The organism is Paraburkholderia sp. BL23I1N1, assembly GCF_003610295.1.
Taxonomy (GTDB): domain Bacteria; phylum Pseudomonadota; class Gammaproteobacteria; order Burkholderiales; family Burkholderiaceae; genus Paraburkholderia.
Window position 1 is genome coordinate 850361 of sequence record NZ_RAPV01000002.1, and the last position, 13598, is coordinate 863958.

The 13598-nt window shown below is 56.0% G+C and carries 10 protein-coding genes and 3 pseudogenes; 6 read left to right on the plus strand and 7 right to left on the minus strand.

Annotated features, from left to right (window positions below):
- Positions 1-816 precede the first annotated feature (816 nt).
- The 3 genes and pseudogenes from B0G76_RS43170 (at position 817) to B0G76_RS36540 (ending at position 2742) form a co-directional block, all read left to right on the plus strand.
- Positions 817-984, plus strand: a complete 168-nt coding sequence (locus B0G76_RS43170; protein ID WP_183082282.1) for a hypothetical protein — start codon at positions 817-819, stop codon at positions 982-984.
- Between the two features lie 160 nt (positions 985-1144).
- On the plus strand, positions 1145-1390 hold the full coding sequence (locus B0G76_RS36535) for a tyrosine-type recombinase/integrase (protein ID WP_183082283.1): 246 nt from the start codon (positions 1145-1147) through the stop codon (positions 1388-1390).
- A 477-nt stretch (positions 1391-1867) separates the two neighbouring features.
- Positions 1868-2742: pseudogene (locus B0G76_RS36540) on the plus strand (IS5 family transposase).
- Positions 2743-2850: 108 nt separating this feature from the next.
- On the opposite strand, the gene B0G76_RS36545 reads toward B0G76_RS36540, so the two are convergent.
- The 3 genes and pseudogenes from B0G76_RS36545 to B0G76_RS36555 form a co-directional block, all read right to left on the minus strand.
- On the minus strand, positions 2851-4530 hold the full coding sequence (locus tag B0G76_RS36545) for an AIPR family protein (protein WP_183082284.1): 1680 nt from the start codon (positions 4528-4530) through the stop codon (positions 2851-2853).
- Positions 4531-4765: 235 nt separating this feature from the next.
- Positions 4766-5365: pseudogene (locus B0G76_RS36550) on the minus strand (IS21 family transposase); the annotation flags it as partial.
- A 17-nt stretch (positions 5366-5382) separates the two neighbouring features.
- Complete coding sequence (locus B0G76_RS36555; protein ID WP_120297589.1) at positions 5383-5607, minus strand: hypothetical protein; 225 nt, start codon at positions 5605-5607, stop codon at positions 5383-5385.
- Between the two features lie 594 nt (positions 5608-6201).
- Between B0G76_RS36555 and B0G76_RS36560 the strand changes: the two genes are divergently transcribed.
- Both B0G76_RS36560 and B0G76_RS36565 read left to right on the plus strand, forming a co-directional pair.
- On the plus strand, positions 6202-7422 hold the full coding sequence (locus B0G76_RS36560) for a hypothetical protein (protein WP_120297590.1): 1221 nt from the start codon (positions 6202-6204) through the stop codon (positions 7420-7422).
- 363 nt (positions 7423-7785) lie between these two features.
- Entirely contained in the window at positions 7786-7986 is a 201-nt protein-coding gene (locus tag B0G76_RS36565; RefSeq protein WP_147394134.1) for a hypothetical protein, read from the plus strand.
- Positions 7987-8834: 848 nt separating this feature from the next.
- On the opposite strand, the pseudogene B0G76_RS44385 reads toward B0G76_RS36565, so the two are convergent.
- The 3 genes and pseudogenes from B0G76_RS44385 to B0G76_RS36585 all read right to left on the minus strand — a co-directional run.
- Positions 8835-9085: pseudogene (locus B0G76_RS44385) on the minus strand (transposase); the annotation flags it as partial.
- A gap of 365 nt (positions 9086-9450) precedes the next feature.
- Positions 9451-10173, minus strand: a complete 723-nt coding sequence (locus B0G76_RS44390; RefSeq protein ID WP_259460927.1) for a hypothetical protein — start codon at positions 10171-10173, stop codon at positions 9451-9453.
- Between the two features lie 107 nt (positions 10174-10280).
- Positions 10281-11930 (minus strand): hypothetical protein, encoded by a 1650-nt coding sequence (locus B0G76_RS36585; protein WP_147394135.1) that lies wholly within the window; start codon positions 11928-11930, stop codon positions 10281-10283.
- A gap of 285 nt (positions 11931-12215) precedes the next feature.
- On the opposite strand from B0G76_RS36585, the gene B0G76_RS36590 reads away from it, so the two are divergent.
- Positions 12216-12671, plus strand: a complete 456-nt coding sequence (locus tag B0G76_RS36590; RefSeq protein ID WP_120297595.1) for a hypothetical protein — start codon at positions 12216-12218, stop codon at positions 12669-12671.
- A 516-nt stretch (positions 12672-13187) separates the two neighbouring features.
- Here B0G76_RS36590 and B0G76_RS36595 read toward each other — a convergent pair.
- Positions 13188-13388, minus strand: coding sequence for a hypothetical protein (locus tag B0G76_RS36595; RefSeq protein ID WP_120292536.1), 201 nt, complete (start codon positions 13386-13388; stop codon positions 13188-13190).
- Positions 13389-13598: the final 210 nt, after the last annotated feature.

A 13598-nucleotide genomic window follows, 5' to 3' on the forward strand; every position in this document is an offset into this window, starting at 1 on the left:
TACTCGGAGCGCATCGATGTTCGAGTGTATCGTCGTTGCCATTCTATTGACCCGCTAGATGGGAGCAAAAGTCTTTGGGCCCATCTGGGACGCAGTAAACATTGCGCGAAAGATTTACCGACAATAAGAAAAATGTCATTTTGACCGATACGCACAACCCTGTCGGCAACGTTTTGATCTGTCAATAGCCGTAAGTACGATACCGCGCTAGAAGCGCGTCTGTGTGGCCGACCGCACATTGTCGCAACAAATCCGAGCGAATTTGGCCAGCCGTTCGCTCGGCATGTTTTCAGCTCCGGTGCAGCAACTGTCCACCTTGACGCTGTTGAGCATGTCTTCGGCATGCTCAAGCACTCGATGGGCCCCGGAGGCGTCCAGACCGTGAGCGAGTACGGAGATGAGCCTTCTGGTATTGACGTAAAACCTCATGCGGCTTACGAATATAGTTGATGTTGTGGGATCTGCCCGAGTCGGAAGCTGGAGGCGATAAATAAATCAGAGAACGTTTTGTTGTAAATCAGTGACGCGCTTTCACTTTCGGCAGGCCGACCGCGACATGGAGGGGTGCAAATGGTCTTCCCTTGGGTGCACGCACCTTCCGTCAGATTGGGTGCTTCGCCGTGCGCGGGCTCGGTGATCTCGAATTGCGCCGGCCACTGGATTTTCTGCTGCATTGCTGTTAACTAGGCGCCACGCGGGTGCCTAGGCAGTCGTCCGCTATCTCGACGCCGACGCGCGCGAGCGCCTCTATGCGGCCCTGCTCGCACGGGAGGAGGAGCAGCGCGACATGCCGACCGCTTCAACGCGCATCGCCGCGTGCGCAAGTACAAGCCGTATCCGTCGCTGCGTAGTGTGGCGTTCACTGACTATCTGAGGCAGGCCGTAATCCTTTCGCTCAACACCGGGATGCGCCGCGGCGAACTGCTGGCGCTCCAGTGGACAGACGCGAATCTCGACGGTGTTGTGCCGATGATCACCGTGTAGCTCGGCAACGCCAAGGGTGACAAGGCGCGGCGAATTCCGCTGAACCGAGACGCGCTCGACACGCTCAGGACGTGGAAACCGTCGGCCCATGCAATGTACGTGTTCGGCAATCCGGATACAGATCTCCCCATCGGCGATATCAAGAAGCCGTGGGAGAAAGGTGCTGGCATGCGCCGGTATCGAGTCGTTTCGCTGGCATGACCTGCGCCACGACTTCGCGAGCCGGCTGGTGATGGCGGGCGTCGATCTCGACCGAGTTCGCGATCTGCTCGGCCACGCCGACCTGAATATGACGCTGCGCTATGCGCATCTTGCGCCGGAGCATCTGGCAGATGCAGTAAGCGTCCTGAAGGCGCCGCGCATCAGTTGTCGCCAGCGAACGGATGCGCTCATGCTCGCGGCATAGTATCGATGCCATCTGGCGGGTCGCCCGGTGCTCCCCGGGGCCACGCGACACTTGGTAGCCGTGCAGTAAACTCTCCGAGCCGGGTCGCGCGTGCCTAAGAAATAATCTTGGGGACGCGAGATTCCGACTTTATGTCAGCGATGAAGCGCGACAAATCACCTCTAAATGAGGGGCTATATTCAAACCTAACGTCAAAGGCCGAATTCACTCCAGCGCTGCTCTAGCAATGCGGAATCCATTTCAATCGGCATTGAATCACGTAGAGATTCTGTATAAGAAAATTCAACATACATAAAAATCTTTGCGTAGATACTCTGATCGCGTGGCTCGTGCGTGGCAGCCTTTCCTCGTAGGGCGGCGTTGTTGCAAAAATCAGGGCGCTTCGCGAGGGCTTGACGTTTACGCGCAACGCTCGGGTTGTCCAGGATGTTAACTTCGCATCGAACTGCGTAGATTCTCGATTTTTTCCCCGAGAAGATGCGCAAGGACGAACGCAAGGCAAGCGGGCCCAAAGGGGTGTACCGCGTCAGAAACTGGCGGGAATACAACACCGGTCTGATCTCGAGAGGTGACGTGACCATGTGGATTGACGAAAGCGTACTGGTGCCGGTATCTGAGGCTGGCCCGGCCAGGCGCGGTCGGCCGCGTGTCTACAGCGATGCGGTGATTCAGATGTTGCTCGGGCTCAAGCAGGTCTTTCATCTGCCGCTGCGCGCTCTGCAAGGCTTCGCGCTCAGTCTGCACAAACTCGCCTACCCGGGCGCCGAACTACTCGACCTTGAGCCGTCGCGCACAGACCCTGAAAGTCGTACTGCCAACGCAGCGTCCCGATGCACCCTTGCACCTGGTGATCGATAGTACTGGACTGAAGGTGTACGGCGAGGGCGAGTGGAAAGTGCGCAAGCACGGCTATTCGAAACGCCGGACATGGCGAAAGGTACATCTTGCGATGGACGCGAACACCGGTCAGATCTGCGCTGCACTGATGAGCCATCAGGACGAAGGTGATGGCGAAGTGTTGCCCGATCTGCTCGACCAGATTCCGGCTGATGTGGTGATCGATTCCGCCGCGCGAGGGAGCGAAGCCCTGGCCAGATAGCACGCCCGGTGCCGCCTGGCGCAATGCAGCTATCGACGCTATCGGGAGAAGCAGCAGGCGCGAATGGAAACTGGCGACTGGCTACCACCGGCGCTCGCTTGCCGAGACCTTGATGTACCGGCTCAAGGTACTCACGGGCCCGTGCCTGTGGGCTCGTGAAACTGGATCGCAGGCGACCGAAGTATCGATTCGTGCGGGCGTGCTTAACCGCATGACGGCACTCGCTCGCCCGCAGTCCGTCCGTATCGCCTGAGATCGAAAGCACAGGGGTCATGTTGTCTCTACGCCTGATTAACGCAACAACGCCGAGTTGCGCGACGAGCGACCGCCGATCAAGATGTGCCGAGTCCCCCACGCTCTGCTATTCGTTCGCGGCCTCTTCCCACGCCTCTCCGATGCTGGGCGTCTTCTTTCGCATTACATCTTTCCGATGCGACGCTACAAGCGCGTTCGCGAGAATAAGCACGTACTCACGATCGCGTAATTTCCCGCGATAGTCGAAATCATCAGGGAGATCCTGTGTCTCTACATCCAGATCTATAATCAGCCCCGAAATGATCGACATCATCATCTTTTGGAACCGCTGTCGCATCTCCGGTTTTCGCACGTATTTGCTCGGGGCTGAAATAATGTCTTTGCCGACAGCATCCTGCTCGAATATCCGGCGAACAGCGAGGAGCATGACAAACATCGTCAAAACGTATTTCCCAACAAGTTGATTTTTTAACTCGGGGAGTTTTTCGCGCAGCACTTCTGCTATCTCATGAAGTTGCACAATTTTATCGGCCGTCACATCCGGCCTGCCGAATATTTCTGTATAGCGGTCCTCGAAAATTTGATATTTCCGATGGGTGGTCCATGGCTCCTCCAAATCAAACGCAATCAGCAACAATCCAGCGTCTTCATTCGAAATAGAAACGGTATTTTCCGCTTGGGGCTCGCCCCGCTTTACCTCAAAAACGTATTCGCCGGCGTAAAATTTTTCAAATTCCTTCTGCAATCTAGTTTGAATTGGATGATTTGATTTAAAATCCCTGGCTTTTACTCCATTTTGATTATTTGAATAAGTTGTGATCAACTCAGAGAGATCCGAATCAACTCTTACTTGAATAAATTTGGTAAGGACGCGCAGATCGCCAGAAACATAATTGCGATTGAGGTAGAGCGCATTTAGGCTTTGGCAGCCGTTGACGACATAATAATCCTTAATACTCAATCTCTTGTCGTCGTGGGATACGGATCTTGCAAGCACCGTAATGCCGTTGTGAAACAAAGGAAATGCTTTATGAAGAGCAGGATTTCGAATGCTTTTGGCGATATCTTTATTTACCTTCGTGTTTCCCAGCGATGCTCTTACATTCGCAGAGAACAACGATTGATCCGCAATACCGCCCAATTTAACTAGATCGGATGCAAGGACGGGTCCGATTGCAGCCTTTGTCTCCCCATCTACAGCATAATCACTGATAGTAATGCCGAATATATCAAACTCGGCCACACCGGTGTGCATCTGCTCCTTCTGGTCGGAAATGTAAGTCCCCTCCATTTCACCGCGTCCGACGAATTTTATTGGTACCGTTTTCAGATAAGCCAAACCATTATGATCAATGTCCAGATTTGCAACAAAGACGCCACGCACGTCGTAGTCCTCGATTTTCTTGAGGAGATCAAGTCGCTTGATTAGCGATGCAACCTGTACATCGCCAGCGCTGCTCACGAGGTTTTGAAGAGACTCAACCGACTGGAATTGAGCCAGAGTTCCATGGAATTCCTTTAGCTGAGTGTCGCCAATACTAGAGTTTTCTTTTTGACTAATTTTGCTTTGGAATATATCAATTGTACCGGCGCCCTCGTTAACATAAATTCCATCCACCCCTTTGTCACCAGGCTGATCGCAAATGCAGTCGATGGCCTCGAGGTCGTCAAGTCGATAGTAGTTAGCGAGGTACCACGCCAAGAATGCAGCGCTTTCCGTCCGCTTTTCACTCTTGTATGGGGCAATAATATCCAGAATGGCAGGATAGCTCAGGGTCGGTTTCATACTTAAATCGCAGTTTGTGTATTCGGGAAGCGTTAAATAGGTGTAACGGCCAAAGCAGCCTTGCGCGATACAACCACTATAACAGGGACAGTGGCACCGCAACACGGTGTCAACGTCGATCAATTCTCGTAATTTCGAGTTCCGTTGCGCGCCTGATGCCCGCATCGAATGACAGCCAGTGCGGGCGTCGGCGTCGACCGTGTCATCTGCGGCGGCACAAGCGGACGCTCACAGACTAAATGCAAATGGCTGGAGTGGGTGGCATATTGACCACTACAGTGGGGCACTCGGCTTGCCAGGGAGCAAATTCATCGCGCAACTGGGTCAGATCAGGCAACCGGTCAGCGTCAAGTAATGCATCGAGCCGCTCGGCAAGCAACGCCTCGACTCCGTGGTGCGCGGCCAGTTCGAGCAGACCAACCATGGTTCTGCAGGCCTGACGCTGCATCAGTTGTGAGTCCAGCCGCTCCCATGCCCGGCGGTAGGCATCGCGCGGAAACAGTGCATCCCGGAAGACCAGCCCCGCGAAGGCTTGGGGCTTTCGCTTAAGGGCGTCGATGAAGTGCCGGTAATCGATTTCGCGGCCGCGCCCGTTGGGAGACCGGGTGCCACGCGGCATGGTGTGCACGAGCGCGCTGGACAGATAGCAGTCGAGCCTGTCGCCATACAGCCTGATCTTCAGATGATGCCCGACCAAGCGCGACGGCGCGCTGTACAGCACACCCTGTACGGTAGAGGTACTGCAGCGGGTGACGAACGCCTGCTCCTCGACGAAGTCAGTCGTGCGATAGTCCGGCAGATCCAGCAGGTGTTCGCGCTCGACACGGAAAGCTGCGCCCTGTTCGCCCAGTTTCAACACGCTGCGGTACCTTCGATATCCGATCGCATTAATCGTTGCGACCAGAGTTGCCCGAGGGTGTGCAGTCCCACGTCAGCGAGCCGGACTGCGACCGAGGTGTCGAACCGCCATGTTACGTGGCGCTCCGGCTTCGGATCCTTGATGAGCAGCCGTTCGAGTTCGGCGAGTGCGACAATCTGGCGCTTGCGCAGGCGCTGGTTGCTCGCCTGCCGGCGCACGGCGGCCGCGTTGGGCGGGAATGCGCATCCGGAGAATTCGGCTACGCTAGGGGCGAGGGTCGGGAGGCAACCTCTCTGGGGTCAGGAGTCGCTTCCCGCTCGACATTCGATCGATGCCGGCAACCGGTTGGCGAGGTGCTTGGAAGAGCCGATCGTGCCCGGGCCGCCATACAAGATATTCAATCCATGGACAATGGCAAATATTCGCTTACGTACAAGGGTAACTAGCGCGATCGGATTGGTCACTGGAAATCCGCAAATCCACGATCCACCGCTTCGCAAAAATGGAACTTTTGTCTGTCTGCGGGTTTTCCATATGTCATATCTTCTGGAATTTACCTAGTATCAAACGTGGCTGGTCGTCGCTGTCTTCAGACTTAATTCTCGAAAGATTTGTGTGTTTTCGGATGATTATTAAAAGTGATAACTGATCCGAGACAATAAATGTTCTTATTGGCGTGTGCATAGTATATGCAATGCGGAAGCGGCGAAACGCGGGACTTCTTTTTCAGTTCGCAGATCGTTTTCTCGCATTGCCGGAAAGGTGGTAATTAACGTATCAAAAACTCCATACTTACTGCACGTGAGGGCGACATGGAAAATAACCTGTCAACCACTATTTGCGCTCTACTCTCGTTGGTGCCACTCTGCACTGGATGCTCGTACCTCGAGACTCGACCCGGCCATCCGGAGAGCTACAATAAGTATTACGACGAAAAACAGAAATGGGACACTACCATTCAAAAATCCCAGGACGCTGCCGCCAGCGCCGCTGAGACTGCAACTCCTGTATATAGAGTTGCCAAAACGCCCATTGACATATGGAAGGCTCGCGGATACGCATACAATTTCCATCTGCAGTACAAGGCAGCATCCTTTAAGGCGCAGGATGTTGAAGACGTGCTAGCTGTCCCCGTATTCGGGCTGGCAGTTGCAACGGTAGCGGTGGGGTTGGCGCATGTCGGCACCGCTGCCGTTGCTGGCACGGCGCTCGGCGGTGCAGCGCTTGGCGCTGGAGTAGCATATCTTCGTCCTGATAAAGATGTCGCCACAGATCAGGCTGCCGATGCAGCACTGCTTTGCGTTGTAGATCAATCCAAGGATCTCAATAATATCTCCGCAATCCCGCTTGTTTTAGACGTGGCCGCATTACAGGATGCATTGGACAAAATGCGCACGGATGCTGGCGCATTAATGGTCAGCACTAAATCGACCGATCAGCAGGCTCAGAAAGCGTTTGCAGATGCGGATTCAGCGGCGGAAAGTGCGATTAAAGCTGTCAATGCGGCGATTTCAGCCTATGTGGCTTTGCCTGGGAATATTTACGCGGCGGCCGATGCCATAGACTCGACGGCAAGAGCCGGTGGCGCGCGATCCCTCGATTATGGGTCTGTGTTGAGCAGTCTACAGACTTCTGCAAAAAATCAATCTGCAACGGATGACGCGAAAACCCAGTTGCAAAAGGCTACAACTTCCGCGGCCGCCAACACAAATGCAAAGGGAGCGGCGGTTGCTGTAACCGCCGGCAAGCAGAGCGCGCCTGCAACAACCCTTACGAACGCGGATGCGGAAATTCAAAAGGTAGTCGCAGCCAACGTCTTGCCCCCGCAACCTGGTGCTGTTGCTGCGGTTGCTGGCAAGCCCGCGACGAACTCTTCATCGAAAACTGCAACCTTGAAATCGGTCCTTGACTCGACCCAGATTGGCGACATCGCCCGCGTCAACGCGCTAACAAAAACTGCGCTTGATGATATTCCCGATCCAAACTTTTCAGCGATCGCGGCGACCATTAAATCGTGCAGCGCTGGAAAGTAGAGCTTTAGGGTAGGCCCAGGTAGACCTTTCGCGCGCGTCGGAAGCCGCTGTCCGCGAGCTCACGGGTCCGCGGCAGGTAGGCATGTCTCGCAGCATCCTGTCACGCGCGCGGAATTACTATCTTCACGGTGCTAACGATCTCGTACATGTAACGCGGGTGACGGTTCCGGACGAACGTGTGCGCGAAGCCGAGCGCGTAGCGCACGAACGTTACCGTGAAGAGACACAACGAACCCATGACCGCGAGACTTTCGAGACGCTCCCCACTGAACGCGACATCGAGATTCTGCGAATGATCGGTCGCGAGTTCGATGAACTTTGCATCTTACGCTCGACACTGCAGGCAACAGATGCCGGAATGTCGTGCGCGACGATTCACCCATTGAAGTTGTCAAGGATGAGAACCAACAGCAGCCTTTACCGCTGGTCCGCAAATTCCGGCGCCGGGGGGAGCCGCCAGTGACCGTGTACGAAATGCCCGACGACGAACGCAAGGCATATTTGCGGCTTTTTAATTTTCCGCTTTCGGGTGGCTCGAAACTGAGCGACAGCGGCGATGAGTGACTGTCGCGGCGCCAAGAGGCGATAGTGAGCCCGTCAAGAATCGGCGCACCAAATGGAAACCGTTCATGTGCGGACGTCTGCTTTGGAGTATCGCGAATGGCGCTGAGGGTCGCGCTCTGCCACTCCCCACGCCTCGACTCACGCTCCTTGCAGAACGCATGAGGCAGTAGTCGGCCAAGAGGCGACTTCGCGGCCGCGCTCCCGCACTAAAGCCCGCTCCTGACATGAATAGCGGGTTGGTTGTCCGGCAAGGGAATTCAGGACGGTAACTCTCCAGCGTCAGCCTTGTCGAGCAAGGTTACGAAAGTGAGGTCGAATTCCGCAGTATGTCGACCATCACTAGTCTGCCGTTCTCCTCCGTTGACGAACACAATATGAGCCTCGCATTGTCGTTCGATCGCATCGGAAATCAGGCTAGATAGTTTTGCCTTCAGCGCATCGAACACATACATTTCCGCCTCCGCGACATCGCTGATAATCATCATGCGCTTGTCGATCGATTGACCTCTGCGACGACGAGGAATGATGCCGTCCTCCGCTTCATCCTCGGCGGCATCGAAGCCGCTCTTGATGCGGTCGATGACCTCATCAAAATCCGGTGACAACACGACGTCGAACTGCGTGGAAATATTGAAAGAGAAGTTCTGCATATGGATTCCTTCCGATGGGGCCAAGAAAATTCGAGTACTCGTGATTGTCGCACCCGTCGAAGAAGCGGTGAAGAATGGCGAACTTTTTTTGCGACGACTGGTTGCTGGAACGCAGTTATTGGCTGTTTCGGAGTTGGCTTCGGGTCGAACTGAGCCAAAACGCATCAGGCAGTAGTCGGCCAGTTTCTGTCGTTCGGCCATGCTGTCGCGCAGCCACTCAAGCGGCGGCTTCGCCTCCAAAGCAGCGCACTCAACCTCGTCGTTGTCGAAGAAGCGGTACGCCGCCATCGTCTCGCCCCAGCCCCGACACGCCTGCGGCACGCCTGCGGCACGCCAGCCGTCGGCTTGGCCGCCAATCGTTCCATCAATGTCCTCGCTCGCTTGTTCAGGCGCGCGTCGCCAAGGTCGAGGTCAGCAAATTCGGTTTCCGTCCAGTACGGTGCTTCCAGGGCCAAGGCGTTCACGCAAAAAGCGAGAGTAAATCGCGACGCGCCGAAAGTTTACAAGCCCCGACCTATCTCATTGCCCGAAGAACGTTTGTTCCGGTTTACGGTTGCGGACGGCTGACTTGTGTATAAGACAATGGCTTATGGGGTGGTTTTTGGTCGCCCAATGGTAGGCGAATGCTCTCGCGACCAATTGTGGGGTGAGGGCGTGCCGTGCCCCACCGCCGGGCCTGCCCGCGACGCCCGTTCGAGCTGCAGAGTGGGTCGTTTCCGTGCGTACTTCTCTGCTTGAGCGATTGCCCACGCATCGGGTCTGCCTGCTGGTCGGATTCCATGACCGCAGTGCGCTAGAGCGAGCAATTTCCAGACTACGTGCGCTTGGAGCTTGCGGCGCGATTTGTCGCGCCCATGGGTCTCGCTCTGGCGGTGGGGGTACCAGTGGTCGCCGCGGCTCCTTGCGCCTTCGCTATCATATGCTCCGCGATCAGTTCGGTCTGGAATCGATTGATGGTGTCGGGGTCCGTGAATATCGTCTGGGTATTGTTTTGCGCCTTATACCCTAGGCCACCTAGCGCGTTCCTCCCGCCAACAAACGTCCCCTCGCCGGACGCCGACCAATTCGTTGAGCCCTCGCCGCCGACCTTGCCATCGGCCACGAATCCCTTGGTGTGACTGATTTGATGGCTAGCCGATTGCCCGATCACAAAGTACGTGTTGTATTTAACCGGGTCCCGTGCGATATCGGAGTCGAGCAACTTCTTTTCATGAACGCCCGCTGCTTGGCTCTTGTCGAGTGTGATCATCATGGTGATGCTTGGGTCACGGGCTTGCTGCATGAGAATATCGTTGAGTTCCGGGTCGTCGAAACCAAACATATTCATGTACAGGGACACACTCGCACGTGAAAGGACGTACTTCAAGATGTCGTGAACATCGTCGCGTCCGACGTAAAACAGGTGAAAGTCCTTACTGGCGGTGGTTGAGTAAGCTTTCTCGCGCGTGTACTGCTGTAGGTCTAGCAGATCGAACGTCTGCAGCGTTTGCGTGACATCGGATATGACGTTGCTCGGGCTAACTTTTTTACGTGGCATTTCAGCGTCTCCTTGCGTGGCACTGGATAGTCGCAGCAGTTGCGGTGCGCTGCTCCGACGCAGCCGGACGAATGTTGAGGGATGGAAACACGGCCCCTCGGCGAGGGCTACTCCTTGGTCGGGGCACTCTGCTGGACCGCTTCGCCCTTGATTACCTTGGCCTGTGCTTCCCCCTGGGTAACGGCCGCGCGGTAGAGCTCGAGGATGAGGCTCGTCGTCAGCGGATTCCAGACGTCGTCATGGTCGAGCATGACCGCCTTGTCGACTTGGACCACCCAGTAAGGGAAATAGTCGGGACGCTGCTTCCCCGGCTCGGGCGGGATTGTGGCGAGGGTCATACCGTCGCCCACATAGACGGGAGGCTCCTTCGCCCCGAAGATCTTAAAAGCGTTTTCATCAGGCCCGTTAGGCGCCCATTTCTTGTTGATTCGGCATGAGTAGGGCGAGTCGTTGGGATCGCCACTCGCAGCCGGATCGTCGCAGCCATCAGAACGCGCCAGTGTCTTGCAGCTCGGCGTTGGGCGCTTCGCACCATTCGGAAAATTAGGCGAAGGATCGGACGGCGACAAGCAGAGACGATGCGTGGCGAACTCCGACACCCAACCCATGGCGTGAACGTTTTGCGATTTCTCACCGTCAATGGCGTTGTCGGCACTCGTAGTAACTTCTCGGAAAAACGGAAAGGCGTAGCGCGTTGCGTCGTCACCTTTGCTCTGAAGTGTTACGACCACGGGCAGTTGTGCGCCCCCGTACTTTTCCCCCGGGCCAACGTATCCTCCCAAGCGGCGGAGGGCGGAATAGTAGAGGGGGGCGTACCGAGTGCCCTCGAACGCCGGATTGAGTAAGACGACCAGGTCGCCGAAGGAGTAGACACGCTCGCCTTCAGGCGTCGTGAGCCCTGTCTCCATGTTACCGAGCAGCGATCGAAAGTTGATGATCGCGCCAAAGCTGTGCCCGATAGTGAGCATGTGGACCTGGCCGCAATTCGCCTCAGTACCGGAGACAGACTGAGTGCCGCTCGGGTGGCAAGAGTGGTTCAGATAGAAGCGGTGAAGACGCTCGAATAGCCCCTGCACGGCACCGGTCGATACGGTCTCCGCCGCCAGTTTTCGATCCCAAACGGAGAGATATTTTGCGGGGAAACCCAGCCCCGAATCGCCGCGCCACCCGACGAAAATCCCGACCACGCGCCTGGGGGGGATCTCCTGTTGGTCGATCTGCGCAAGTTGCCCGAGAAACGCGCGAAAGAGGACCGCGTAGTAGTTGTCCGGCTCGGAGGAGCCATGCCAGCCGTGCGTGAAGACCACAATGTCGATTGGGTGGTTCTCGTCGAGACCCTTTCCCAGATTCTCAAAAACGTTGTCAATCTCGGTCTTCCGTGTGTCCGGCTTTTGGCGTAGGTCGGCCTCCCAACCCTGATCGTCGAACTCGGTGAAGTAGAGGTCGTATGGTATATGAGCTTGTGTGTGAGCTTCAGACGGAGTGTGCCAGCACGCATTATTGCTGCCGCCAGTCTTGGGGGAGTCCACCACGCCTGCCAGGCAATCCGACATCCCCTTCGCGTCAGCGGTGACGGCATCCAACGTGCCGCATTGGTGCGGTGCTGGGCCCACCGCGTCGTCGAAAGCTTTGTAGATGCCAGCGCAAACATCTTGGCTTGGAGGCGACTCCGATGCCGCGTGGAAGGGCGGATTGCCGAAGCAGCCGGCGAGGGAGATGGCGGAAAGGATGGCGAGTGCACGTTTTGTTGCAAACATGGTTGTCTCCTGGGCACCGCAGGCGTATGGTGGGCGCGCCCGCCCCAATCCGGGAGCGTAGCGCAGCGGGGAAAGGGGGGGAACGGCCCGGCACCCGTGAGCGTGGTGAAACGCACATTTCAAGCAGTTCACCGGGATTGAAAGTCCCGCGCACGGCCCCGGGAGAAAAGATCGCAACTGTTGCGCTTTTGGGGCACATCATCCGATGCGACCCGAGGCGGTGACGTTGAGGAAACCGCCACGTGGCGTGTAATTAGCGGACACGTGGCGGAAAGAAGTCCGGAAATGCACGCGACCGTTGCTGATCCAGATCGGCCCGAAGTTAAAACGCCCCTCGGCGGGTTGCTGGAAGACTTGCAAAACTTGCTCGAAGCGCAAATGAAAGAGAGGCGTACGACCCACTCAGAGTGGAGCGGCGAAGGCTTCGCGCGGCGCATCGCACTCCGCATGGTCGGAGACATCATGCCGCTAGAGGCACGCGATATGGAAGTGTCCGCCCGCAGAGATGAGCGACTCGGCCAGTCGCATCTTTTCTTACGTCTTGGTCTCGTGGCCGGTGTGCATCGTACGACGACATGTCGATTTCTTTCTCGTTTCGTACTATGTTTTTTAATTTATGTCGAGCGGGACGGTAGCATTCTGCATCAGGGAACGCACACTCTCGTTAAGGGCTATTGGACGCCTGCCCTCATTCACCTGGCTGTGAGTGTGCTGCGGCGCGTGTGGGCAGGCGTCCAATAAGCCTCGTACGACGCTGAACGGACGTCCGGCATGTCGAAGTGGCAGTAACTCTTCGCGAAGTGAAGCGGTCGTTCGTCGGCGATGGTTACGGACGGTAATCGCCCTTTGTCGCCACCAGAACGAGCGCGATTCCACAACAGTAACTTGGCTACGGATGGGGTTTCTAGAGGCGTCGAGACCCGGACGGCGGCCTCCTAGATCTCGACTTTTCTTTTTCCGTCGGCAAGATGCCTCTGCGTGAATTTGACGAATCGACCAAGCGCATCTCCGACCGCCGAGTTCAGCGCCGGTAATTGCCGTGGCTGTCTAAACCAGTTTCGTACAAGGGCAGATATCCTGCGTCAAGGGTACCTCGGCAGCCAAAAACGACTTCGCCCATGAAGATTCGATCGTTGCCAATCCACGCAATTTGGATCGCTCAGCAATCCTGTCATCTCAAAGGACCAAAATGTTAGTGTTTATAACTTGCTAAGAGCGCAATATTGCCGATTCCTTTTTTGAATCTACTGTAAGTGTTCACGAAAATCTGATTTGAAAATCTGAGCCGAATCCGTCGAGCAGTTTTTTGACCTCGGCATCGATGGTTTCCTTGGTCCAGGTGACGAAGCCGCGCCAGTGATACTTGGCGTGCTTCCAGAGGATTTCGATGAGATTCAGTTCGGTAGCGCCAGGCGAAGCCTGGGATTGGAGGAAGTGTGTATTGCGGAAACCAGTCATTGGAATCCAGAGGGTTCGACTCCCTCCCGGTAAAGGCTAGCCACCAGCCGGAAGCGAGCCTTGCATGCGAGTGCGGTGACGCACTACTTGAAGCGTAGGCAGCAGGTACCGAAGCCATGTGATTGAGCCTCGAGATAATCAACTGTTGGTGTCTTCACTTTCCGAACACTGGGGACAGCACTGTGCGAGCCGTAATGGTGAGGCTCGCCA